The organism is Brachybacterium sp. JB7 (assembly GCF_003335205.1).
Taxonomy (GTDB): Bacteria; Actinomycetota; Actinomycetes; order Actinomycetales; family Dermabacteraceae; genus Brachybacterium; species Brachybacterium alimentarium.
This window is the reverse complement of sequence record NZ_QPGN01000015.1, coordinates 52,188-76,065: the sequence shown is the minus strand read 5'-3', so window position 1 is coordinate 76,065 and position 23,878 is coordinate 52,188. Positions and strand designations below refer to the sequence as shown.

General features: G+C 70.2%; 22 protein-coding genes and 1 riboswitch. Of the genes, 19 read left to right on the top strand and 3 right to left on the bottom strand.

Translation table 11 applies throughout. The features are described 5' to 3' along the window. Window positions 1–4: 4 nt before the first annotated feature. The 10 genes from CIK81_RS14645 to CIK81_RS14600 all read left to right on the top strand — a co-directional run bounded on the left by CIK81_RS14645 (window position 5) and on the right by CIK81_RS14600 (window position 11,743). Window positions 5–1,438, top strand: a complete 1,434-nt coding sequence (locus CIK81_RS14645) for an NAD(P)/FAD-dependent oxidoreductase (protein WP_114355843.1) — start codon at window positions 5–7, stop codon at window positions 1,436–1,438. Window positions 1,439–1,513: 75 nt separating this feature from the next. Continuing rightward, complete coding sequence (locus CIK81_RS14640; RefSeq protein WP_114355842.1) at window positions 1,514–2,635, top strand: LacI family DNA-binding transcriptional regulator; 1,122 nt, start codon at window positions 1,514–1,516, stop codon at window positions 2,633–2,635. A gap of 181 nt (window positions 2,636–2,816) precedes the next feature. Continuing rightward, window positions 2,817–4,127: an ABC transporter substrate-binding protein gene (locus tag CIK81_RS14635; protein WP_096196386.1), complete on the top strand. Its 1,311-nt coding sequence runs from the start codon at window positions 2,817–2,819 to the stop codon at window positions 4,125–4,127. A 73-nt stretch (window positions 4,128–4,200) separates the two neighbouring features. Beyond that, window positions 4,201–5,178: a carbohydrate ABC transporter permease gene (locus CIK81_RS14630; RefSeq protein WP_096166689.1), complete on the top strand. Its 978-nt coding sequence runs from the start codon at window positions 4,201–4,203 to the stop codon at window positions 5,176–5,178. Further along, window positions 5,171–6,010 carry a carbohydrate ABC transporter permease gene (locus tag CIK81_RS14625; RefSeq protein WP_096166688.1) on the top strand — a complete coding sequence of 280 codons (840 nt, stop codon included), beginning with the start codon at window positions 5,171–5,173 and terminating at the stop codon, window positions 6,008–6,010. The genes CIK81_RS14630 and CIK81_RS14625 overlap by 8 nt, the downstream gene beginning before the upstream one ends. Before the next feature lie 32 nt (window positions 6,011–6,042). Beyond that, a complete protein-coding gene (locus CIK81_RS14620) occupies window positions 6,043–6,789 on the top strand; it encodes a sugar phosphate isomerase/epimerase (protein WP_096196385.1) in 747 nt (248 codons plus the stop codon). A gap of 229 nt (window positions 6,790–7,018) precedes the next feature. Beyond that, a complete protein-coding gene (locus tag CIK81_RS14615) occupies window positions 7,019–8,134 on the top strand; it encodes a Gfo/Idh/MocA family protein (RefSeq protein ID WP_114355841.1) in 1,116 nt (371 codons plus the stop codon). A gap of 226 nt (window positions 8,135–8,360) precedes the next feature. Next, window positions 8,361–9,817, top strand: a protein-coding gene (locus tag CIK81_RS14610) for an IS3 family transposase (protein WP_241964154.1) whose coding sequence is annotated in 2 segments (ribosomal slippage) — window positions 8,361–8,739 and window positions 8,739–9,817 — 1,458 coding nt in all. Because the reading frame shifts where the segments join, the coding sequence is not laid out codon by codon here. A gap of 225 nt (window positions 9,818–10,042) precedes the next feature. Beyond that, window positions 10,043–10,135: riboswitch (TPP riboswitch) on the top strand. 286 nt (window positions 10,136–10,421) lie between these two features. After that, window positions 10,422–11,084, top strand: a complete 663-nt coding sequence (locus CIK81_RS14605) for a TenA family protein (protein ID WP_096166003.1) — start codon at window positions 10,422–10,424, stop codon at window positions 11,082–11,084. Further along, window positions 11,081–11,743 carry a TenA family protein gene (locus CIK81_RS14600; RefSeq protein WP_096166000.1) on the top strand — a complete coding sequence of 221 codons (663 nt, stop codon included), beginning with the start codon at window positions 11,081–11,083 and terminating at the stop codon, window positions 11,741–11,743. The genes CIK81_RS14605 and CIK81_RS14600 overlap by 4 nt, the downstream gene beginning before the upstream one ends. Window positions 11,744–11,783: 40 nt before the next feature. Here the strand turns inward: CIK81_RS14600 and CIK81_RS14595 are convergent, their stop codons facing one another. Next, window positions 11,784–13,205 carry a NupC/NupG family nucleoside CNT transporter gene (locus tag CIK81_RS14595; RefSeq protein WP_096196383.1) on the bottom strand — a complete coding sequence of 474 codons (1,422 nt, stop codon included), beginning with the start codon at window positions 13,203–13,205 and terminating at the stop codon, window positions 11,784–11,786. A 161-nt stretch (window positions 13,206–13,366) separates the two neighbouring features. Between CIK81_RS14595 and CIK81_RS14590 the strand changes: the two genes are divergently transcribed. Next, window positions 13,367–14,896: a suppressor of fused domain protein gene (locus CIK81_RS14590; RefSeq protein WP_096196382.1), complete on the top strand. Its 1,530-nt coding sequence runs from the start codon at window positions 13,367–13,369 to the stop codon at window positions 14,894–14,896. A gap of 31 nt (window positions 14,897–14,927) precedes the next feature. Here the strand turns inward: CIK81_RS14590 and CIK81_RS14585 are convergent, their stop codons facing one another. Next, window positions 14,928–15,800, bottom strand: a complete 873-nt coding sequence (locus tag CIK81_RS14585) for an alpha/beta fold hydrolase (protein ID WP_096165997.1) — start codon at window positions 15,798–15,800, stop codon at window positions 14,928–14,930. Beyond that, window positions 15,797–16,495, bottom strand: a complete 699-nt coding sequence (locus CIK81_RS14580; RefSeq protein ID WP_096165996.1) for a TetR/AcrR family transcriptional regulator — start codon at window positions 16,493–16,495, stop codon at window positions 15,797–15,799. Before CIK81_RS14580 ends, CIK81_RS14585 begins: the two co-directional genes overlap by 4 nt. 151 nt (window positions 16,496–16,646) lie before the next feature. On the opposite strand from CIK81_RS14580, the gene CIK81_RS14575 reads away from it, so the two are divergent. The 8 genes from CIK81_RS14575 to CIK81_RS14540 all read left to right on the top strand — a co-directional run bounded on the left by CIK81_RS14575 (window position 16,647) and on the right by CIK81_RS14540 (window position 23,868). Next, window positions 16,647–17,135, top strand: coding sequence for a helix-turn-helix transcriptional regulator (locus CIK81_RS14575; protein ID WP_096196381.1), 489 nt, complete (start codon window positions 16,647–16,649; stop codon window positions 17,133–17,135). Window positions 17,136–17,253: 118 nt separating this feature from the next. Beyond that, window positions 17,254–18,465, top strand: a complete 1,212-nt coding sequence (locus CIK81_RS14570) for an iron ABC transporter permease (protein ID WP_096196380.1) — start codon at window positions 17,254–17,256, stop codon at window positions 18,463–18,465. Window positions 18,466–18,741: 276 nt separating this feature from the next. Continuing rightward, a complete protein-coding gene (locus tag CIK81_RS14565) occupies window positions 18,742–19,749 on the top strand; it encodes an ABC transporter substrate-binding protein (protein WP_241964195.1) in 1,008 nt (335 codons plus the stop codon). After that, window positions 19,725–20,708: an ABC transporter ATP-binding protein gene (locus tag CIK81_RS14560; RefSeq protein ID WP_241964194.1), complete on the top strand. Its 984-nt coding sequence runs from the start codon at window positions 19,725–19,727 to the stop codon at window positions 20,706–20,708. Before CIK81_RS14565 ends, CIK81_RS14560 begins: the two co-directional genes overlap by 25 nt. Then, window positions 20,692–21,420 (top strand): class I SAM-dependent methyltransferase, encoded by a 729-nt coding sequence (locus tag CIK81_RS14555; protein WP_096165991.1) that lies wholly within the window; start codon window positions 20,692–20,694, stop codon window positions 21,418–21,420. Before CIK81_RS14560 ends, CIK81_RS14555 begins: the two co-directional genes overlap by 17 nt. A 176-nt stretch (window positions 21,421–21,596) precedes the next feature. Further along, the gene (locus tag CIK81_RS14550) at window positions 21,597–21,953 is read left to right on the top strand and encodes a PadR family transcriptional regulator (RefSeq protein ID WP_114311355.1); all 357 of its coding nucleotides are present in this window, start codon (window positions 21,597–21,599) and stop codon (window positions 21,951–21,953) included. A gap of 1 nt (window position 21,954) precedes the next feature. Next, window positions 21,955–22,911, top strand: coding sequence for a permease prefix domain 1-containing protein (locus CIK81_RS14545; protein ID WP_096196378.1), 957 nt, complete (start codon window positions 21,955–21,957; stop codon window positions 22,909–22,911). Window positions 22,912–23,562: 651 nt separating this feature from the next. Continuing rightward, on the top strand, window positions 23,563–23,868 hold the full coding sequence (locus tag CIK81_RS14540) for a 50S ribosomal protein L31 (protein ID WP_114307499.1): 306 nt from the start codon (window positions 23,563–23,565) through the stop codon (window positions 23,866–23,868). Window positions 23,869–23,878: the final 10 nt, after the last annotated feature.

The following is a 23,878-nucleotide window of genomic DNA, read 5'->3' as shown; positions in this document are numbered from 1 at the left end:
CCGCATGCTGACCGATGCTGCTGACAGCCTCGGCCGGTCGTGCGAGGTCCTGATCGTCGGCGGCGGCCCCACCGGACTCCTGCTGGCGATCCTGCTGCGGCAGCGGGGCGTGGAGGCCGTGGTGCTGGAGCGCCGGCAACGGCCCGGGGCCCATTCCCGCGCCATCGGCCTGCATCCCCCGGCGCTCGACGCACTGCAGGCCGTGGGCCTCGAGGAGATCGCTCTGGCCCGAGGCGCGCGGATCGCGCACGGCACCGCACGTCGCCACGGCAGCAGCACCAGCCACCACCGCGAGCACGACCAGGACCGAGGCCAGTACCGGGGTCGGGAGCACGAGCACGAGCACGAGCACAGTCTGGGCTGGCTGAGCTTCGAGCGCTCCTGGCCTGCGCGCCCCTTCGTGCTCTCGCTCCCGCAGAGTCTCACCGAGGAGCTGCTGGCCTCGCGGCTCGCGGAGCTGGCGCCCGATGCCCTGCGCCGCGGCGAGGACGTGGTCGGCCTCGAGGACGCGCCCACCGGCATGCGAGTGTGGACCCGTTCGAGCCGGAGCGACGGCACGGACGCGACCGCGGCCCGTCCCCGCGTCACGAGATGGCACGCATCGGTGCTGGTCGGGGCGGACGGCAGCCACAGCACGGTCCGTGCCCTGGCGGGTGTGGAGACCGCGCTGCGCACCTACCCGGACACCTACCTCATGGGCGACGTCGCCGACCCCGCACCTCCCGGACGCTCCGAAGGCCACGGACACAGCGAAGACCACGGACGCAGCGAAGGCAGTGCCCGCACCGCGGACCCGCCGGGCACCGGACCGCCCGTCGGGACCTCGAGCACCGCCACGATCCACCTCGGCCCCGACGGCGTCGTGGAGTCCTTCCCCCTTCCCGACGGGCGACGGCGATGGGTCGCGCACACCGGGACCGCTCCCTCGGCCTCCTCCGCGGAGGACCTCGCCGCCCTGGTCAGAGCCCGGACCGGGCAGCGGATCGACCCCCTGACCTGTTCCATGGTCAGCGCCTTCACCGTCCGCCGACGGACCGTCCGGACGATGCTGAGCGGCCGCCTGGTGCTGATCGGGGATGCCGCCCACGAGATCAGCCCCATCGGCGGCCAGGGCATCACCCTGGGGTGGCTCGACGCACTGGCCCTGGCGCCGCTGCTCGAGCAGGTCATCACCCGGGACCTGCGCCATCGACTGGAGGACATGCCGCTGCTGCGGGAGGCCGCGCGTCGTCGTCTTCGTGCGGCACGCCTCGCCAGCCGACTCGCCGAGCTGAACATGGTGCTCGGCCGGCCCCGGTCCGGACCGCTCGCCCGCGGACGGGACGCCGTGATCCGTGCCGTCTTGAGATCACCGCTGCGACACCGCATGGCCTGGGCGTATGCCATGGGCTGGGCCGTACGGGGGCGTCCCGCAGCGCTCCCTCGGCGTCGCACGTAGCACGGCGCTCGCAGAGCCCGTGAGCGGACCTGCGCACGAACCCGTGCACGAAGCTGCGCAGATCCGGGACCTATCATGTGCGCATCCACCCGCCTCGCCCGCCCGCGGCGATGCGGCGGTGGAGCCCTCTTCCCCGGCGTCATCGCCACCCAGACCCGGAAGCAGCTCATGACGCGGAAACCCTCCCGACCGACCGTGGCCACGATCGCTCGCGATCTCGGCATCTCGCCCGCGACGGTGAGCTATGCCCTGAACGACAAGCCCGGCGTGAGCGCGGCGATGCGCGAGCGAGTGGTCGGGCATGCTCACGAGGTGGGCTGGACCCCGCACTCCGGCGCGCAGGCGCTGCGTCGCGGCCGCAGCGGGAACATCGGGCTGGTCCTGGTCAGGGACCCGGAGGAGGTCTCCCGCGAGCCGTTCTACTCCGCCGTGACGGCCGGCATCGAGTCCTCCACCTCGGTGCACGGCTACGAGCTGATGATCCGCTTCGTGCGCGGCGGGGCCGACGCGGAGAGCGACGTCTTCCGCACCTGGTCCCATCAGCGTCGGGTGGACGGCGTCGTGCTCCTGGACCTCGCCGAGGACGACCACCGGCCCGCCGTGCTCGAGGCGCTGACCATGGACTTCGCCGTGCTCGGCCACTACAGCGGCCCGGAGTCGTTCGCGAAGGTCATGACCGCCGAGGCCGACGACGCCAGGACTGTGGTCGAGCACATCATCGAACGCGGTTACGACGGCTGCATCCAGCTCACCGGCCCCGCGCAGTACGCCCACGAGCGCCGCCGTCTCGAACTGCTGCGCAGCCTGTGCCAGGAGTACCGGATCCCCCATTCCACAGCGTCGGGCCCGTACACGATCGACTCCGGGCTCGCCGCCTTCGAGACCTCTGACCTGCGGCTCAGCAGTCGGCCGGCCGTGGTCGCCTCGAGCGACCTGATCGCGATCGGCGCGCTGCGCGGGGCCCAGCGTCGGGGCGTCGCGGTGCCGGAGCAGCTCGGGCTGGTCAGCTGGGACGACTCGCTGATCGCCGAGCTCACCGTCCCCTCGGTCACCGCGCTGGCGCGCCGGCCGTTCGAGATGGGACGGCTCGCCGGGGACCTCCTGGTGCGCCAGATCGAGGACGCCGGCACCCCGCGCACCGAGCTTCAGGTGGAGCCGGCCTCGCTGATTATCCGGGAGTCCACCGGCGGCCTCTGAGAACGTGACCGCTCCGTGACTCAATCCCGTTGACACCCGGCTCTCCATCGAGCCATACTCACCGAATCGATTAAGTTCGAATCGATTAAGCAGCTCTGCCGCGCGTCGCTCCCCTGCGGAGCCCGCGCATCTCCCGTTCCCTCGACGGCGCACCGATGATGGCGCGCCAAGGAGTCTTCCGATGCGACGTCGCACTCTTCTGACCGCTGCCCCCCTCGCCGCTGTGGGCCTGACCGGCCTCGCCGCCTGCGGCTCCGATTCGGGTTCCGGCGGCTCGAACAAGAGCCCGGACAAGCTCACCTACTGGGCCTCCAACCAGGGCACCAGCCTCGAGAACGACAAGGAGGTGCTGACCCCGGTCCTGGAGAAGTTCACCGAGGACACCGGTATCGAGGTGGATCTCGAGGTCATCGGGTGGGCCGATCTGCAGACCCGCATCCAGACCGCCATCACCTCCGGCCAGGGGCCCGACGTGGTCAACATCGGCAACACCTGGGGCGTCAGCCTCCAGGCGACCGGTGGCCTCCTGGAGCTGGGCGACGAGCAGTTCGAAGCCCTCGGCGGTCGCGACCGCTACGTCCCCGCGGCGCTGGCCACCGGCGGCGCGGAGGGCACCGATCCCACCTCGATCCCGCTGTACGGGCTCGCCTACGGCATGTACTACAACGTGCAGATGTTCGAGGACGCCGGCATCGAGCCGCCCACCACGTGGGAGGAGATGGTCGAGGCCGCCAAGGCGCTGACCGACGAGGACGAGGGCGTGTACGGCATGTCCCTGGCAGCCGGCTCCTACACGGAGAACAACCACTTCGCGTTCATCAACGCCACGCAGAACGGTGCCGCGCTGAACACCGAGGACGGCAAGCCCTCCTTCACCGAGGACGGCGTGGTCGACGGCATCCTGCGCTATCTCGACCTCATGCAGGAGCACAAGGTCGTCAACCCCTCCAACGCGCAGTTCGACAACGGCACCAAGTCGGTCACCGCCTTCGCGAACGGCGAGGCGGCGATGATCATCAACCAGAACAACGCCAACGCCACGATCGAGGACAACGGCATGGACCCGGAGCAGTTCGCGGCGATCCCCTTCCCCGCCCCGGCCGATGCCGTCAGCGACTGCGCCTCGCACCTCGCGGGCATCAACCTCGCGATCATGAAGGACACCGAGAACGTCGACGGCTCCCTGAAGTTCCTGAACTACATGACCTCCGATGAGACGCAGTCGGAGCTGGGCAAGCCCTTCGCCTCGCTGCCCGTGCTGGTGGACGGGAAGCCCACCTTCACCGATGACACCGAGCAGGCGGAGATGTTCATGGAGGTCTACGGCGAGCGCGCCGAGCCGCTGCCGCTGGTGCCGTGGGAGGACCAGTTCGAGACCTCCGTCGGCCAGGCCATGAACAACATGTTCGCGACCATCGCCACCGGCGGCAAGGTCACCCGCGACGACGTCATGACCGCCATGCAGACCGCGCAGGACTCGATCCGCGCCTGAGGGTGCGTCCGGCCGACGGGGGCTCAGCCCCCGTCGGCCCTCGTGCGCCCGCCATTTCGACGAGAAGAGCCACATGACCAGCCTGACCGCCCCGGAGGGCACCGCGACGCCCCCGAAGCGTCCCGATCGGCCGACGCCGCGGCGCCCGCGCCATCACCTGTTCCCGTACTTGATCATCGCGCCGGCGGTGCTGCTCGAGCTGCTGATCCACATCATCCCGATGGCCACCGGGTTCTGGATGAGCTTCATCGAGCTCACCAAGTTCTTCATCCGGCGCTGGACGGAAGCACCCTTCTCGGGCCTGGAGAACTACCGGATCGCGGTCGACCTGAACACTCCCGTCGGCCAGGAGCTGCTGAACTCCTTCGTCGTGACGCTCGCGTTCACCGCGCTGGTGGTGGGCCTCAGCTGGGGGCTCGGCATGGCCGCAGCCGTCGCGCTGCAGCGTCCCTTCGCCGGCCGTGGCATCTTCCGCACCCTGTTCCTGATCCCCTACGCGCTGCCCCTGTACGCCGCGGTGATCACCTGGAACTTCATGCTCCAGCGGGACACCGGCGCCGTGAACCACGTGCTCGTGGACCAGCTGGGCCTGCTCGACGGCGCCCCGTTCTGGCTGATCGGCGACAACGCCTTCATCTCGGTGGTCGTCGTCGCGATCTGGCGCATGTGGCCGTTCGCGTTCCTCATGTTCATGGCCGGCCTGCAGTCGATCCCCGGTGAGCTCTATGAGGCCTCCGCGGTGGACGGCGCCAGTCCGATGCGCCAGTGGCGCTCGGTGACCCTGCCGATGCTGGCCCCGGTCAACCAGACCCTGCTGCTGGTGATGTTCCTGTGGGTCTTCAACGACTTCAACACCCCGTACGTGCTGTTCGGGACCGCCCAGCCTCCGGCCGGCGACCTGATCAGCTTCCACATCTACAACGCCTCGTTCCTGTCCTGGGACTTCGGAGTGGGCAGCGCGATGAGCGTGCTCCTGCTGCTGTTCCTGCTGGTCGTGTCGCTGGTGTACCTCTACTTCACCCAGTGGAAGAAGGAGAAGAACAATGCGTGAGACCGTCGGGGAGAAGATCTTCCGCATCATCGTGCTGGCCGGCCTCACCGTGTTCGTCGCGGTGCCGCTGTACGTCATGGTCACCACCTCGCTCAAGCCCCTGGGCGACGTGCAGGCCGGGTTCTCCTGGATTCCCAGCAGACTCACCATCACCCCGTTCATCGAGATGTGGTCGACGGTGCCGCTGGCGAAGTACTTCATGAACTCGCTGATCGTCACCACCGTCGCGACGCTGTTCAGCGTGGGCGTGGCGACGCTCGCCGCCTATGCGGTCTCGCGCTGGCGCTTCCGCGGCCGTGGTCCGTTCATGACCACCGTGCTGTCCACCCAGATGTTCCCCGGTGTGCTGTTCCTGCTGCCGCTGTACCTGATCTTCGTGAACATCGACGCCACCTTCGGGGTGCCGCTGGTGGGCACGCGCATCGGCCTGATCATCACCTACCTGACGTTCTCGCTGCCCTTCGCGATCTGGATGCTGGTGGGCTACTTCGACGGGATCCCCCGGGAGCTCGACCAGGCCGGCAAGGTCGACGGCGCCAGCAACCTCACCATCCTGCTGCGCATCATCCTGCCTGCGGCCCGGCCCGGCATCGTCGCCGTCGCGATCTACGCGTTCATGACGGCCTGGGGCGAAGTGCTGTTCGCCTCCGTGCTCACCACGGAGGAGACCCGCACCCTCGCCGTCGGGCTGCGGCAGTACGCCACGCAGACCAACGTCTACTGGAACCAGGTCCTCGCCGCCTCGCTGGCGGTGTCGATCCCGGTGGTCGTCGGCTTCCTCATGATGCAGAAGAACTTCGTCGCAGGCCTCACCGCCGGCGCCGTGAAGTGACCTCGATCCACCACTCCCGCTGAAGGACACCCATGCAGTTCTCCGTCCAGATGTACAGCGTCCGCGAGGCGCTCGCCTCCGACTTCCAGGGCACCGTGTCGCGCCTGGTCGACCTCGGTCTCACCCACGCCGAGCCGTACCACCTCGTCGAGTTCCGCGAGGAGCTGGTGCGTGCCCGCGAGCAGTTCGCGATCGATTTCCCCAGCGCCCACCAGTCCTTCCTCGGCGACGTCGACTTCGACGAGATCCTCGAGGCCGCCCAGGCCGTCGGCGTGCAGTACCTCGTGGACCCGCACTGGAGGCCCGAGGACTGGACCGATGCGGCGGCGGTGCGCGAGCTGGCCGCGACGCTGAACGCGCGCGCCGCGTCGGCCGCCGAGGCGGGCCTCCACGTCGGCTATCACAACCACCAGTTCGAGCTGGAGTCCCGTCTGGAGGGCCGCAGCGCTCTGGAGCTGTTCGCCGACGAGCTGGACCCGCAGGTCATCCTCGAGGTCGACACCTACTGGGCTGCCGTGGGCGGCGCCGAGGTCCCCTCCCTGCTGGACGCCCTCGGCGACCGCGTGCAGCTGGTCCACCTCAAGGACGGCGACCTCTCGGCGGACCCTGCCGCGCAGCTGCCGCTGGGCGAGGGGAAGATGCCGCTCGCCCAGACTCTGGATGCCTCTGCGAAGGCGGCCTTCGGCGTGATCGAGTTCGACGCGTACGCAGGAGACATGTTCGAGGGCATCGCTGCCTCGCTCGCCTATCTGAACAGGACGGTCGACACGGCGGCCTGACTCCCGGCGGCCATCTCCTCGGTCCCACCCGCACGACAGCCACGCTCGCTCAACATCCGCTCCCGCACGCGCGTCCGCTCCCGGGCTCGCGCGCCACGCACTCCGCAGCACCCAGCACCCAGAACCCAGAACCCGCATTCCGCACCCAGTACTCGTACCCCGCACCCGTACCCGCACCCCGTACCCCGTACTCCGCACTCCGCACTCCGCACGACAAAGGATCTTCTTCATGACCGCTCAGAACGCGACCGGCCCCGTCGGCGTCGGCATCATCGGTGCCGGCACCATCTCCGGCCAGTACCTCGAGAACCTCACCTCCTTCCCGGACGTGGCGGTGCACATCATCGGCGACCTCTACCCCGAGGCCGCCGCGAAGCGCGCCGAGGAGTTCGGTATCCCCGCCTCCGGGACCACCCAGGACGTGCTGGACCACCCGGACGTCGAGATCGTCATCAACCTGACGATCCCCACTGCGCATGCCGAGGTCTCCCAGGCCATCGTCGCCGCGGGCAAGCACGTGTGGACCGAGAAGCCGATCACCACCGCTCCGGCCGACGCGAAGGCCCTGCTCGACGCGGCCGACGCAGCCGGCGTGCGCGTGGGCGGCGCCCCGGACACCGTGCTCGGCGCAGGCATCCAGACCGGTCTGCGCACTCTGCGCGACGGCTCGATCGGCACGCCGGCCAGCGCCCTGACCCTGTTCCAGTCCCCCGGTCCCGAGAGCTGGCACCCCAACCCCGCCTTCCTGTTCCAGGAGGGTGCCGGGCCGCTGTACGACATCGCGCCGTACTACACCACCACGCTCGTCCTCGCCCTCGGCCCGGTCAGCGCGGTCAGCGCCGTGGGCTCCAAGGCTCGCGAGCAGCGCACCATCGGCTCGGGCCCCAAGGCCGGCGAGGTCTTCGACGTCACCGTGCCCACCCAGGTCGCAGCGCTGCTGCGCTTCGAGTCGGGCCAGAACGCGACCGTGCTGCTGAGCTTCGACTCCCCGCACACGCGCACCGGCTTCGTCGAGGTCTACGGCACCGAGGCCACCCTCGCGTTCCCGGACCCCAACGTCTTCGACGGCGACTCGGCCCTCACCGCATACCGCGGCGAAGAGCCCACGCCGGTCCCCGCGACCGGCGCCACCACCGGCCGCGGCCTGGGCGTGCTGGAGATGGCCCGCGCGATCCGCGCCGGCGTCCCGCATCGCGCCCAGGGCGAGATCGCCGCGCACGTCTTGGACGTCATGGTGGCCATCGAGACCGCCATCTCCGAGGGCTCGATCGTGGACGTCAGCTCCACCTTCGCCGAGGTCGAGCCGATGCCGGCCGACTTCGACCCCTTCGCCACCACCCTCTGACTCAGCGCGGACGGGGCAGCGCACAGCAGGCCCCGCCCCACTCGCTGGGCTCAGCCCACCTCAGCCAGCTCAGCTCACTTCGGCTCGGCCCGGCTCAGCCCAGCTCACTTCGGCTCGGCCCGGCTCAGCCCAGCTCACTTCGGCTCGGCCCTGCGTGTCAGGGTGAGTTGAGACCAGTGGTTCATAGCAAGTCCGCCTTCGCAGGGCGAGATCAGGAACGACCCCGATGAGCATCTCGACTCTCTCCACGCTGCCGTCGTCGACCCGCGATGATGGGTCCATGAGCAGTTCGCATCCCCGCGCCGATGGTCCGCGCCGTCGCCGGTTCACGCCCGAGCAGAAGCTCGCCCACCTGGCCGCCTACGAGGAGGCCTGCGAGCAGCAGCAAGGCGGTGCCTACCTGCGCCGCGAGGGCCTGTATTCCTCGTTGATCACCGAGTGGCGGCGGCTGCGCGATGCCGGCGTGCTGCAGGGCAAACAGCCCGGGCAGGCGATCGGCCGGCCCAGCAAGGAGCAGGCCGAGATCGCCCGGTTGCGGCGCGAGCTGGAGACGACCCAGCAGCGCCTGGATCGCACCGAGACCGCGCTGGAGATCATGGGAAAAGCACGCGCGCTCTTGGAGGACATCTCCGAGAGCGCGGATACCGAGACCAAGCGCAACAAGCGCTGATGAACGCCTACACCGACCTCACCGTCCAGGGGACACCCACCCGGGCCGCGTCGGTCTTGACCGGCATCTCGCGGGCGACAGCCAGTCGCCGGCAGCAGCGCCCGGGGCCACCCGTGCCGCGGGAGGTGGTGCCGGCCAACCGGCTCTCGCGCACCGAACGGGCGAGGGTGCTTGCGGTGCTGACCAGCGACGAGTTCGTCGATGCCACCCCGATACAGATCTTCGCCGAGTTGCTGGACCGTGGGATCTACCTGTGCTCGGTCTCCACGATGTATCGGGTACTGCGGGAGAACACCCTGGTCACAGAGCGTCGCAGGCAGGCCAGGCATCCGGCGAGGGCGATCCCCGAGCTGGTCGCCACGGCACCTGGGCAGGTCTATTCCTGGGACATCACCAAGCTGCCTGGCCCGGTCCGGGGCGTCTACTACGACGCCTACGTGATGATCGATATCTACTCCCGCTACCTCGTCGGCGTCCACGTCCACGCCCGCGAGTCCGGGCCCCTGGCCGAGGAGATGATGCGCGAGGTGTTCGCCATCCACGGCATCCCCGAGGTGGTCCACGCCGACCGCGGCACCTCGATGACCTCGAAGACCGTCGCGACGCTGCTCGCCGATCTGGAGGTCACCCGCTCGCACTCGCGCCCGAAGGTCTCCAACGACAACCCCTACTCCGAGGCCTGGTTCAAGACGCTGAAGTACGCCCCGGTCTTCCCCGACCGATTCGGCTCTCTCAGCGATGCCAGGGCGTTCATGGACGCGTTCCGCGACCGCTACAACCACGAGCACCACCACGGCGGTCTGGGCCTGCACACGCCGGCGGAGGTTCACTACGGCCTCGCCGCCGCGAAGGCCGCCGACCGCGCCGACGTCCTCAACACCGCCCGGAACGCCCACCCCGAACGGTTCAGCACCCCAACTGCCGTCCCGAAGATCCTCACGCTGCCCGACGCAGCCTGGATCAACAAGCCCGCCAACCACGACGACCAGCAGGCCTACCAGACCGCCGCCTGACTCCCACTGGCCTCATTCACCTTGACAAATTCCGCGGCCCGGCTCAGCTCAGCCCAGCTCGGCTCAGCTCAGCTCAGCGTTGAGTTTTGTCCCTCCAGGACCGATGTCAGCCACGACATCGGTCCTGGAGGGACATTTTTAGGCTCCCCGCTGGTCGGTTCCCTCCCTGCATCACCTTCGTGCGCTGGAGGCTTCCCCGTTCGCGGAGAGCCCGCGATATGCTCGAGCGACGACACGGGGTGCCCCACCGGGGCTGAGAACACACCCGCCGAACCTGAACGAGCTCGCACTCGCGGAGGGATGTCATGGATGAGCGCAGCACCATCTCGCGCCGTCATGCCCTGCTCAGGGTCCTTTGCCGTGCTCCGCATCCGACACCGTGCGCACCGCCGGTGCCCTGCACGGTCCCGGATGCCGCGCCCGGCATCCGGCGCACACATCGCGCACGACGCCACGCATCGGCAGGACACCTCTTCGCGCGAACGGCTCGTCGGCGGCCCCGTGATCGTCCGGGATGCGAGAGACGCACCCGGCCCATCCGATCACCGATCACCGATCACCGATCACCGATCACCGATCACCGATCACCGAGGAGGCCTCCCCGATGAGCACGTCATTCACCCACTCCCTGCGCGAGGGCAGCGAACCCACCTGGACATCCGCCGTGCAGCACCGGTTCGTCGCCGAGCTGCACGACGGCACGATCTCCGATGAGGTGATGGCCGGCTACCTGATCCAGGACCACCGTTTCCTCGACAGCTTCCTGGCGCTGCTCGGCGCCGCGATCGCCACGGCAGGGACGTTCGAGGCACGGCTGCGATTCGCGCAGTTCGTCGGCGAGGTGGCCGGGGACGAGAACACCTATTTCCTGCGCTCTTTCGAGGCGCTCGGCGTCACGGAGCAGGACCGGCAGAACGTGCCGAACACCCCGGCGACCGACGGGTTCCTCGCCCTGTTCCACGAGGCGGCGGACACCCGGGACTACGGCGCGGTGCTGGCCGTCCTCCTGGTCACCGAGTGGCTCTACCTGGACTGGGCTGCCGCGGCGCCGCGTCCGCTGCCGGAGAGCTTCGTCCACGCCGAGTGGATCACCCTGCATGACAACCCCGGCTTCGTGGACCTCGTGGATTTCCTGCGCCGCGAGCTCGACCAGGTCGGTCCCGCGAACCCCGAGGTCGCGCGCACATTCTTCGACCGCACGGTGCAGCTGGAGCTGGACTTCTTCGACCAGTCCTCTTCGACGCCGTTCGTCGGAGGTGCCCGATGAGCCTGTTCGAGGATCTCCGCGCCGCCGCCCTCCCCGAGTGGGAGGCATACACCGACCATGCCTTCGTCGAGCAGCTCGGTGCCGGCACCCTGCCGCTGCCCGCCTTCCAGGACTACCTGGTGCAGGATTACCTGTTCCTGGTGCAGTTCGCCCGCGCCAATGCGCTGGCCGCCTACAAATCGCGCACCCTGGCCGACCTCACCGCGTCGGCCGGAGGCCTCTCGGCGATCCTCGCCGAGATGGATCTGCACCTGCGCCTCACCGGCGAGTGGGGCATCCCCCGAGAGGCGGTCGAGTCGGCGCCGGAGAAGCTCGCGACCGTCGCGTACACCCGGTACGTGCTGGACTGCGGGCAGGCCGGTGACCTGCTGGATCTGAACGTCGCGCTGGCCCCGTGCACGATCGGCTACGCCGAGATCGGCGAGCGCCTCGAGCCGCAGCTGGAGCGCGTGCCCGACCATCCCTATGGGGCGTGGATCTCCGAGTACGCGGGCGACGACTTCCAGCAGGCGGCCGGCCGTGCCATCGCCCAGCTGGACGCTCTGTCGTCGGGCTCGCTCAGCGCACAGCGGTTCGAGGAGCTGCTGGGCGTGTTCCGCACCGCCGCCCGCCTCGAGGCCGAGTTCTGGCAGCAGGCGCTGGCGGCCGACGAGCGCTGATCGTCGGGCGGGGCGGCCGGCCTCCACCGGCCGCCCCGTCTCAGCCCAGCAGGACCCCGGCGATCGCGGCGCTCATGAGGTTCGCGAGGGTGCCGCCGAGGATCGCCTTCAGGCCGAGCTGGGCGATCTCGGAGCGACGGCTCGGGGCCAGGCCGCCGAGCCCGCCCAGCAGGATGCCCAGCGAGCTGAGGTTCGCGAATCCGGTGAGCGCGAAGGTGGTGATCGCTGCGGTCTTCGGGCTGAACGAGTCGATCTGGGGGCCGAAACCGGCGAAGGCGACGAACTCGTTGACCACGACCTTCTGGCCCACGAAGCTCCCCGAGCTCACGGCCTCGTTCCACGGCACGCCGATCATCGCCATCACCGGGGCGAACACCCAACCGAGGATCTGCTGGAAGGTCAGGTCCCCGGCCCCGAACCAACCGCCGACGGTACCCAGCAGCAGGTTGATCAGGGCGATCAGCGAGATGAAGGCCAGCAGCATGGCGCCGACGGTCGCGGCGAGCTTGAGACCGTCGGCTGCGCCGCCCGCCGCGGCGTCGATGACGTTGCTGTACTGCATCTCCTCGAGGTCGTCCTCGGTGTCCTCAACGTCCTCGGGTGCCTCGGCGTCCTCAGCATCCTCAGCGGCCTTCGCGACGCCGCCATCCGTGACGCCGATATCCGTGGCGCGCGCGGCGTCGGCCGGGGGCGCTGCGGCCTCGGCGGTGGTGCCCTCCACGCGGGAGGTCTGCGTGCTGCGGCTCCTGGAGCGCGTACTGCTGGCTTCGACCAGGGCGGCCTCCCGCGCCAGGGCGTCGGGATCGTCCTCCGGCAGCAGGATCTTCGCCATGAGCAGGGCGCCCGGGGCGGCCATGAAGCTCGCGGCGATCAGGTATTCCAGCGGCGCGCCGAGCAGCGAGTAGCCCACCAGCACCGAGCCGGCGACGGTCGAGAGCCCGCCGACCATCACGGCGAACAGCCCCGAGCGGGACAGGCGCTTGATGTAGGGCCGGATCACCAGGGGTGCCTCGGTCTGGCCCACGAAGATGTTGGCCGCGGCGTTCACGGACTCCGCGTACCCGGTGCCGAGCAGCTTGCCGAGGCCGCCGCCCAGCAGAGAGACCACCTTGGGAAGGATCTTCCAGTGATAGAGCACAGCGGTCAGGGAGGCGAAGAAGATGATCACCGGCAGCACCTGGAGGGCGAACACGCTGCCCTCGCCGTCGGCCGGGATCAGCGGGCCGAACAGGAAGCTGATGCCTTCCGCGGAGGTGTCGATGACGGCCTGGAAACCGGCCGAGACCTTCCCGAGCGCCCATTGCCCGGGCCCCCAGTACAGGACGAGCACCCCGAAGCCCACCTGGAGGGCGAGGGCTCCGATCACGGTGCGCAGCCGGATCGCCCGGCGGTTGCTGGACAGGGCGAAGGCGATCAGCAGGAGCCCTGCCATTCCGCCGAGGCCCCAGAGAAGGTTGACCATCGCGAGTACCTCAGGAATCAGTTCGGGAACAGGTGCCGATACGGGTGCGAATGCGCGCGCCAGTGTAGGGGCCGACGCCACCGCACCCCACCGTCCCCGGTGAGAGCGATCCGCGGGAGGATGGTTCCTGCACGGATCCCACCGACCACCCCGGAGGCACCATGAGCCGCCCGCCGCACGAGACCGCACGCCGCGAGGCGCTGCTGGCGCACCTGACGGAGTTCCTCGGGGACCAGTACGTCATCGCCCCCGAGACCGTGGATCAGGAGCATCCCGTGGACCTGGCCGTCTTCGCGCCCTCGGAGCAGGTCCCTCATCCCACGCTGGTCACGCTCGGGCTGTCGGAGCGACCTATGCGCTCCGCGATCGGGAGCGGCGCGGGCGCCTCGGGCGACTCGGATGCCTCGGATGCCTCGGATGCCTCGGATGCCTCGGATGCCTCGGGCGACTGGGATGCCTCGAACGCCCCGAACGCGTCGGGTGACTCGGACAGCTCGAGCGGCGGCGAGTATCGGCTCGAACTGCTCCTCGGGCTGCCCGCCGGATGGCCGGGGATCGATCCCCCGCAGCAGGAGCTCCTGGAGACGGGGGCGAACTCCTGGCCGCTGCAGCTGCTCAAGGACACCGCACGGATCCCCGGGGCCGACGGCTCGGTGCTGGACTGGGGCCACAGCATCACCCGCGACGGCGTGCCGTACGACGAGTCGGTGCCGTTCACGGGAGCGCTGATCGGGCCGCCCTACGGATATCCGCCCCAGCTCATGAACGCCTCCACCCCGCAGGGCCCGGTGCAGCTGCTGGCGGTGCTCCCGGCCACCCCGGAGGAGCTCGCGCTGCAGGCCTCGGTCCCCTCCGGCGGGGACATGCTGCTGGGCCGGTGGGAGCAGGCGGGGGTCACCGCCGTCGTCGATCCGGGGCGCGATGCAGCGGCCGACGGGCCGGCGCCGTGGCGTCTGCACGTGCTGCTGCGGGAGCCGGCCGAGCATCTGGGCCAGGTGCTCGACGGGGTGCTGCCGAACCTGGCGGAGCAGCTCGGCGCCCAGGGCATCGATGAGTTCGTGCTGCCGATCGGGCCGGAGCCGCTGCGATGGCGAGTGGGCGGCCGATTCGCACCCTCGGCCCTGGAGGAGGACCTCGCCCTGCAGGCGCACGGCGCCTCGAGCGGGCAGGGAGCACTGCGCGAGGAGGGAGCACTGCGCGAGGCCGTCGCGCACCATGCCACCGTGCTCACGATCTCCCCGGAGCGCCCGGGAGACGGCGCGACCGTCTCGGGAGCCGCAGCCATGGCGGCGATGCTGGCCGAGGCGGGGAAGGCGGCCGCGATCTGGCTGCCCCATCAGCGACATGTGGCCCTGCCCGAGCAGTTCCTCGCCGATATCGAGGCGGAGCTGCCCACCACCTGCCGGGTGCACCCCGAGGCTCTGGCCGATGGTCGTCCCGCCGTGCGCACGCACGGGCTCGAGGCGCTCGGCGGGCTCGAGGTGCAGTTCTCCGCGCCGGGGCTCTCGCAGGCCGAGCTCCGCGACCGCCTGAACCGGATGCTGGTCGAGTGCACCGAGAAGGTCGGCGCGGTGCCGGTCGCAGGGCAACGGGCACAGCTGGGCGAGGTGGCCTACGAGCTGCGCACCGTCGCGCACCCCGATTCTGGACTGGAGGTCCTGGAGATGGCCTTCGCGCCCGGCACCGATTGACACGAGGGCGACGGCCACGACGACGACATCGTCACGCCTCCGCGAGGAACTCCCGGGCAAGCTCTCCGAGCTTCTCGGGCTGGTCGTAGGGCAGCAGGTGGCCGGCGCGGGCCACGGTCTCGAATCGCGACCCAGGGGTGGCGGCGTGCGCGGCGGCCATCTCGTCATGACTGATCAGCGGGTCGTCGTCACCATGCACCCAGAGGGTGGGGACGCGCAGCCCCCGCAGCTCCTCGATGCCTCCGAACCGGGTGCGCAGCGGTCCGTACCAGTCGATCTGCCAGTCGTCCATCGCCCGCTCGCCGAACCGCTCCTTCTCGCGCGCCTCTTCCTGCACGCCGGCGATGATCCGGGCGAATCCAGCAGTGTCCTCCCCCGCGGCCAGGCTGGGGATCAGGCTGGAGCGCACATAGCCGGGGAAGCGGGCCATGACCCAGGTGGAGCCCCGCAGCAGGCCCGGGACCCGGAGCATCAGCCAGGTCAGCAGATGGTACGGGCGCTTCCGGTCGAGTCCGCCTGGGTTGACGGCGATCAGGGCACGGACACGTTCGGGATGCTCGAGCGCGAACCTCATGCCGGCGCCGCCGCCCATCGACAACCCCATGATCGCGACGTCGTCGAGGCCGAGCTCGTCGAGCAGCGCGGGCAGGAACCGCCGGTAGAAGGCGTCGCCGAGCCAGCCTGACCAGGGCCGGCTCGCTCCGTGCCGGGGCATGTCGATCACGAGCACCTGATGATCCGTCGCGAGAACGGGGACCACGTCGTGCCAGATCCCGTGCGCGGTGTCGAGCATGGCTCCGTGCAGCAGGAGCACGGGCGGCCCGGTGCTCCCGGCCCGGTACAGCCGCACGGGCCCTCCGAGCACCGTGAGGTCTTCCTCGGTGTCGAATGCAGTGGTGGTCATGTCTGCTCCAGATCGTCGAGCTGAGCGGTGAGGGCGTCGAGCAGTTCGAGCTGAGCGGAGCGGGCCGCGGCGGGATCAGTCTCCGTGCCAGATCGCTCCACGGCAGCGGGGGCGAGGCCTCGCCCCATGAGGTCGGCGAACAGGGCGACGCTCTCACGCAGAGCGTCGTCGGTGATCGGGCCGATGCTCGCCGGGGCGTTGAGCAGACCGATGGTGAAGGTGCTCAGCACCTGTGAGAGCACGTCGCCGTCGACGCCCTGATCGATCACCCCAGCACTCTGCAGGCGCCGCACGTACCGACCCAACCAGTCGAAGCGCTCGCGATATCGGGCATCGTCGACGGCGCGCACATGATCGCCGAGCACCTCGGTGTCCCCGAGATGGAGGGAGCGCAGGAGCGGATCGGCCAGCAGCGCCTCGACCCCGAAGCGATACACGGCGGGCAGGTCGACCAGGTCGTCGGCGGCGTTGACGCGACGGTGCACCTCGGCGGTCGCGGCCTGCATGCTGCGCCGCAGCGCCGCGTCGAGGATGGCCTGCTTGTCCTCGAACTCGAGGTAGACGGCGCCCTTGCCCACACCCGCCGATTCGGCGATGCGCGCCACGGTGGTGGATCGCCAGCCGAGGTCGAGAGCGAGGTCCCGCGCGGCGTCGAGGATCCGACGGCGGCGCTCCGGGATGCGCGGGCGGGGCATCAGATCTCCTCGGGTGCGGAGGGTGCGGAATACGGATCAGAGGTGTGTACTGACCAGCTTCAGCCTTTTGGTCACTACAGCGTAGGCGACCGCCGCCCTGATGGCCAGAGCCGCCCCCGATCCCCGTCTCCGACCCCGGTAGGTTGGTCTCATGGACGCCGACCACCCCCTGCACGTGCGGGCCGACGACTCCACCCCGCGGGACGACCATCTCGTCGCCGAGCTCACCGAGCTGCTGGACTCCGTGACCGGGTTCGAGGAGATGGCCGAGCACATGGCCCTGCTCGCCGATCAGCGACGCCTGCGGATCCTGTTCTGCCTCCATGCCCACCCGGGCGTGCGCAGCTCGGACATCGCGCGCGCGATCGATGCGAGCGATTCGACCACCTCGCATGCGCTGGCCCTGCTACGTGACTCCGGACTGGTGCGGGCGCGACGTTCGGGACGCGAAGTGCGCTATGAGCTCGCCGACGGATTCGCCCACACCCTCCTGCACGATCTGGGATCCGGCCACCTGCCCGGCATCCACCACCACGGGCACGAGCACGAGCGCCAGCGCCGGCGCCAGCACCAGCACGAGCACGAGCACGCCCACGAGCACGAGCACGAGCACGGGCACGAGCACCCTCCGGATCACTGAGTCCCGATCACTGAGGGTCATCGCCCCCAGGTGCCCGTCCCCCACTCCGGCTATCGCCGCACCGTCGAATACTTGTAGAGTCTTTCAAGTACTTCACCCGACGTGCGGAAGGACGGGCATGGCGATCACCACCGGCGCCGCAGGACATGCGCCCTCCAGCGCCGACGGGACGACGTCCACCAGCGCCGACGCCGCCGGATCTCGTCCACTGGGCGACGTCGGCGGGCCGTCACCTCGTGGGGCGCGCGGGCCCGACGGCTCTCGCGGTCCCGATGCGCTCGGCGTGCGCTCCCGCTCTCGTCGTTCCGCCGCGATCGTGGCTCTGCTCACCGTCACCGCCGTGGTCAGCCTGATGCTCTGCATGGGTCTCGGCCCGGTGTCGATCCCGGCCGGCACGACGATCCAGGTGATCTCCCAGCATCTCGGACTGCCCTTCGCGTCGTCGGCCCCGGTGGATGCCTCGACCGACGCGATCATCTGGACCGTGCGCCTGCCGCGCGTGCTGATGGGGGCGGCCGTCGGCGCCTGCCTCGCGATCTCCGGCGCCGCCCTGCAGGCGATGGTGCGCAACATGCTCGCGGACCCGTACATCCTCGGGGTCTCCGGCGGAGCCTCCACCGGCGCCGCCGCTGCGATCCTCTTCGGCGTCGGCGCGGCGATGGGCGAATACGCCCAGTCGGTGCTGGCCTTCGTCGGGGCGCTCGGCGCGGCCCTGCTGGTGTTCGCGATCGCCCGCGCCGGCGGGCGCGTGACCTCGCTGCGACTGCTGCTGTCCGGAGTGGCCGTCGGCTATGCGCTGACCGCCGTGACGAACCTGCTGATCTTCTCCTCGGACTCCGCGGAGGGCTCACGCTCGGTGATGTTCTGGATGCTGGGCTCGCTGTCGCTGGCCCGCTGGAACGCATTCCTGCTGATCGCGGTGTGCGCCGCCGCGATCGGGGTGGCGGTGATGACGCTCGGCGCACGCGTGCTGGACGCCCTCAGCGCGGGCGACGAGATCGCCCATGGCCTGGGCATCTCCCCGGATCGTGCCCGCATCGGGTTCCTCCTCGCGGTCTCGCTGTGCACCGCGGCCGCGGTCGCCGGCGCGGGCGCGATCGGCTTCGTGGGCCTGGTGATCCCCCACCTGGCGCGCCGCCTCGTCGGCGCCCGGCACCGCGTGCTGATCCCGGCGAGCGCTCTGCTGGGGAGCCTGTTCCTGCTGTGGGCCGACGCTTTCGCACGCGTGGTCATGCAGCCGCGCGAACTGCCCATCGGCGTGATCACCGCCGCGATCGGCGCCCCGTTCCTGCTGATCCTGGTGCGCCGCCTCCATGCCCGACGCCCCTGATCCGTCGTCCACCGAGCACCCGACACCCAGCACCCCGCCCCGACGTCCCGCGCTCTCCGCGCAGCATCTCGCCAGCCCCCTTTTCCCTCACTCCCCTGTCCCCCGCTCTTCTGCTCCCCCGTTTCCGAGAAGGTCGTCCCGTCCATGCATCTGCCGCCCGTCCACCGCTCCGCCGCACCGGCAGCCGCGGCCGCCGCGGCCGCCGAGTCCGACGTTGCCGCACCGGTGTCCGCGCCTCCAGTGAGCCGGCCTGTGAGCCGGCCTGTGAGCCGGCCTGTGAGCCGACGCTCCGCCCTCGCCGGAGGCCTGGCCGGGGTCCTCGGGATCACGGCCACTGCCTGCGGCGACGGCTCAGCCGACGGGTCGGGCGCAGGCGGCGCGGCCGCCGCCGAGGGCTTTCCGCTCGAGCTCTCCAACTGCGAGGCCACGCTGACCTTCGAGGCACCGCCCGAACGGATCGTGCTGCTGGAGTCCGCCCCCGTGACCACGTTGGACGGGATCGGCGTGCTGGACAAGGTCGTCGCCCGCGCGGGAGCCTTCCCGCCCGGCTACTACAGCGAGGATCTCGACACGCGGGTGGAGATGATCGAGACGCTCTCGGACGATCTGGACGCCTCCGGTCATCTGCAGATCTCCCAGGAGGTGGTGATCGCCCAGTCCCCGGACATCGTGTTCGGGCTCCCCAACGGCGTCACGCGGGAGGCCCTGGCGGACGCCGGCGCCCAGGTGATGGTCCAGGACATCTACTGCAGCACCGAGGACGACCGTGCGAGCTTCGAGACGCTGTACTCCACGATCAGCACCTACGGCAGGATCTTCGACCGCACGCAGCAGGCGGAGGACCTGATCACCACGCTGAAGGATCGGGTGGCGACCGTCTCCGACTCCGCGGAGGACCTCACCATCACGACTGCAGCGGTGCTGTATCCCTCGCTCGGCGGCGGCCCGCTGTACACCTACGGCGCCGGCTCCATGGTCACCGCGCAGCTGGACGCCCTGGGCATCGAGAACGTCTTCGCCGACACCGCCGAGCGAGTGTTCGAGATCAGCTCCGAGCCGCTGCTGGCCGCCGATCCCGACGTGCTGATCGTGCTCTATCAGGGCGAGGGCGACGGCAGCGACGTCGCCGACGAGATGGTCGGCCAGGACCAGCTCGCGGGGCTGCGGGCCGTGCAGGGCGACGCGGCGCTGCCGCTGCTGTTCAACTTCGCCGAGCCCGCCTCGCCGCTGGTCGTGGACGGACTGGAGAGGATCCACGAGTGGCTGCTCGACATCGAGGGATGAGCCCCGGGCCCGACGTGCCGGGCACGGCCCCGCGCGCCGGAGGAGCACCGTCGGGTCCCGGCGCCGAGCCGCCCGCACCCGTGCTCGAGGCGCGCGGTCTCACGCACGCCTTCGGCGCGAAACCGGTGCTGCGCGGGGTGGACCTGAGAGTCGACGACGGCGAGATCGTCGGCCTCGTCGGGCCCAACGGGAGCGGCAAGACCACTGCGCTGCGGATCCTGCATCGAGAGCTCGTGCCCGACGCCGGCCAGGTGCTGCTCGAAGGCCGTGACCTGGGCGGCTACGCCGGTCGCGAGCGGGCACAGCGCATCGCGGTGATGGCCCAGGAGATCTCCGGTGAGGTGCCGTTGACCGTGGCGGACGTGGTGCTGCTGGGCCGGATCCCGCACTCGGGCACCTTCGGGTCCACGTCCGACGCCGACCTGCAGATCGCGGCCCGGGCGCTCGAGGACTGCGGCGCGCTGCATCTGGCCCGTCGGGAGTTCGGCCTGCTCTCCGGCGGCGAGAAGCAGCGGGTGCTGATCGCGCGGGCGCTCGCCCAGCAGCCGCGCCTGCTGCTCATGGACGAGCCCACGAACCATCTCGACATCGGCTCGCAGCACCACGTGCTGCGGATCGTCCGCGCGAAGAACCTCGCGACCATCGTGGTGCTGCACGACCTCAACCTCGCCGCGCGCTACTGCGATCGCGTGGTCGTGCTGGCCGACGGCCATGTGCAGTCCAAGGGCCCGCCCCGGGTCGCGCTGGCGGCGCACCTGGTGAGCGCCACCTACGGCGTCGCCGCCGAACGCGCCATGGCCGACGACGGCATCACCCAGTTCCTGTTCCGCGGCCAGGAGCCGGAGCATGGCTCGAGCACGCCCGCCACCTCCGCGATCCCGTTCACCAAGACACCCACCGTCGGGGCGACCCCGCCCGCGGACACTGCCCAGGAGACGACCGATGACGCCCACCGCTGACCCCGACCAGGCTCGCTGGAACGACTACTGGACGCGCTACGCGGCAGAGTACGACGAGCACCAGATGTCCCGGCTCGCCCATCCCGAGGAGCGCGAGACCTGGTCGCGCGTGTGGGCCGACGTGCTCCCCGCGGGGCCCAGCACGATCCTCGACGTGGGCACGGGCAGCGGCAACGTGGCCCTGCTGCTCGCGGGCGCCGGGCACGAGGTGACGGGCATCGATCTCGCCGAGGGCATGCTCGAACGTGCCCGGGGCAAGTGCGCGGGCCATCCGCATCCGCCGACGTTCGTCACGGGCGATGCGGTAGACCCGCCCTGCGCCCCGGGCTCCTTCGACGCGATCGTCTCGCGGTATCTGCTGTGGACCCTGCGCGACGCCCCTACCGCGCTGCGCCGCTGGCACGAGCTGCTGCGCCCCGGAGGCGTGCTCGTGGCCGTGGACGCCCCCTGGTTCGGGGACGATGCGGACCTTCCCCGGGGGACCGCTCGTCAGGACGATTTCGCCGCCGCCTATGACCAGGACGCCTTCGCACGCCTGCCCTTCGGACGCGCCCGGGCCGAGCAGATCGTCGCCGAGTGGGAGGCCGCGGGCTTCGAGGACGTGCGCGCTGATCCCCTGACCGAGGTGCTCGAACTGGATCGCGTTCACGGTGTCGCCCCCGGCCACTCCCCGCAGCTGCAGCACCGCTTCAGCGCCCGCCGACCGCGCTGACCCCGTCGGACCCTTTGGATCCGTCGGATCCGTAAGTGTCCGGTGCGCAGCCGTTCCGCCGCTGGGCATCGCGAACAGGCAGGTCGCAGCACTGCGCGACCGCTCGGCAGTCACTGACCCACGCCACAGACCAATCCCATAGACAACACTGTGCCTCACACACTATGGTGTGTCGCATGAGCGAACCCTTCGACACCCATCTGCAGGAGCTGAGGCGCGGCACCGTCGTGCTCGCGTGCCTGCAGCTGCTGCGCACCCCCGGGTACGGCTACGCCCTGCTCGAGCAGCTCGAGAGGCGAGGATTCGCGACCGACGCGAACACGCTCTATCCGCTGCTGCGGCGCCTGGAGAAGCAGGGCTTCCTGACCAGCGAGTGGAACACCGAGGACTCTCGACCGCGCAAGTTCTACGTCACCTCCGAGCAGGGCCTCGGCCTGGCCGAGGTCCTCCGACAGGAATGGCGGGCGCTCGCCTCCGCGATCGCTTCATTGCACGAGACCAGCACCGGCCCGAGCACGGACGAGGAGCACTGACATGTCCACCACTCTCACCGAGCGTTACATCAGCACCACCATCACCTCCCTCCCGGCGCCTCTGCAGGACGATGTGCGCGCGGAGCTCGAGGCCTCCATCGCCGACGCCGTCGAGGCCCGCCTGGACCAGGGCGAGCAGAGGAGCGAGGCCGAGCGCGCCGTGCTCACCGAGTTGGGCGACCCGGGAATCCTCGCCGCGAGCTACTCGGACCGTCCGCTGCACCTGATCGGCCCGCGCTTCTACCTCACCTGGTGGCGCCTGCTGAAGCTGCTGCTGATCATCGTGCCGATCTGCGCGTTCGGCGGCGTCGCGCTCGGGAAGCTGATCGAGGACGTGCCGATCGGTGACGTCATCGGCGCCTCGATCGCCGCGGGGCTGGGCGCGATCGTGCACGTCGCCTTCTGGGTCACGCTGGTGTTCGTGATCCTGGAGCGCACGGGCAGCGAGACGACTCTCGCGGAGTGGGATGTGGACCAGCTGCACGAGCCGCGACCAACGGGCGCCGGCCGCGCGGACCTCATCGCCTCGATCGTGTTCGGCGTGATCGGCGTCGGGGTGATCCTGTGGGATCAGGCCCGCGGCTTCGCGCGCATCGACGGACACGGGGTCCCGATCCTGCATCCCGACCTGTGGCCCTGGGGGATCCTCGCGCTGCTCGCAATCATCGCCCTCGAGGTGGGTCTGACGGCGATGATCTACGCTCGGCGCCGCTGGACGACGGCCTCCGCGGTGCTCAACACCGCTCTCGCCGTGGTGTTCCTGAGCTGGGCGCTGACCCTCCTGGGTCATGACCTCCTGCTGAACCCGGAGTTCCTGGATCTCGCGTTCGTCGACAACGGCGTCCAGCCCGACACCATGCGGGTTCTCGGCATTCTCCTGGTGTTCGGGCTCGTCGGGATCTCGGCGTGGGACATCGTCGACGGCTGGCTGAAGAACCGACGGGATTCCCGACCCTGAGACCTGGTGCCCGGCGCGGGCTGCTCCCAGCCCGCGCCGGGCGCCGGGCACCAGGCACCAGGCACCAGGCACCAGGCACCAGGCACCAGGCACCAGGCACCAGGCACCGGGCACCGGGCACCGGGCACCGGATGGTGACGTCGAGTCGACAGCCACAGCCACAGCCACAGCCACAGATGATCGGGGCCGGACGGTCGGGTCCGGAGATGTCGGCGGGATCAGCCGACGGAGGGGAACTGCTGGCTCGCATCCGGCAGTACCAGACGTGACGAGAACGGGAATAGACTTGCGCACTTCGTCGTTGTAGGGGACTGTAGTCAGAGGTCCGCAGCTGGAGTCCGCGGCGAAGAACGGTGACCGAACACCGCTCTGAGCGCCTCATGGACGAGTAACTCCCGGCTCGACAGCTGCTGCCACCGAAGCGATGCGCGCGACCTTTCCACACCGCGCGACCGTGCAGCTTCGGCCCGACTTCGCGGCGAACCGCTGAGACCGGGTCCGCAGCACGTGCGCTTCCGGGTCGCCGCCCTCCCGGGCGAGCACTCCCGTGACATGACCCCCGCTGGTGAGAGTCCAGCACCCACGATCATTGCGTCGGCCCCGGCCGACGTCGCATGCGTCGACCTCTCGTCGGCGCCGAAGGAGAACAGCATGACCACCATCGACACCACGTACAGTCCGACCACCCCTGCCGCCCCGACCGCTGCACAGCAGTCCGGGACCCGCACGGTCGTCTTCCGCGACCAGAGCGCCGGCGTGCGCTACCTGACCCGTTCGGATCGTCCGACGGACCTCTCGACGACCTGGGAGGACGGCAACGTCTACCCCGTCATCGAGGTGGACCTGTCCTCGGCGGCGCATTTGGCGAGCCATCGCCACGCCCGCACGACCGGTCCCGTCGGCCGTTCCGGCCGTGCCCGTCGCCGCCGTGAGAAGGCGGCCTCGGCACGCAGCTGACGGCAGGCCC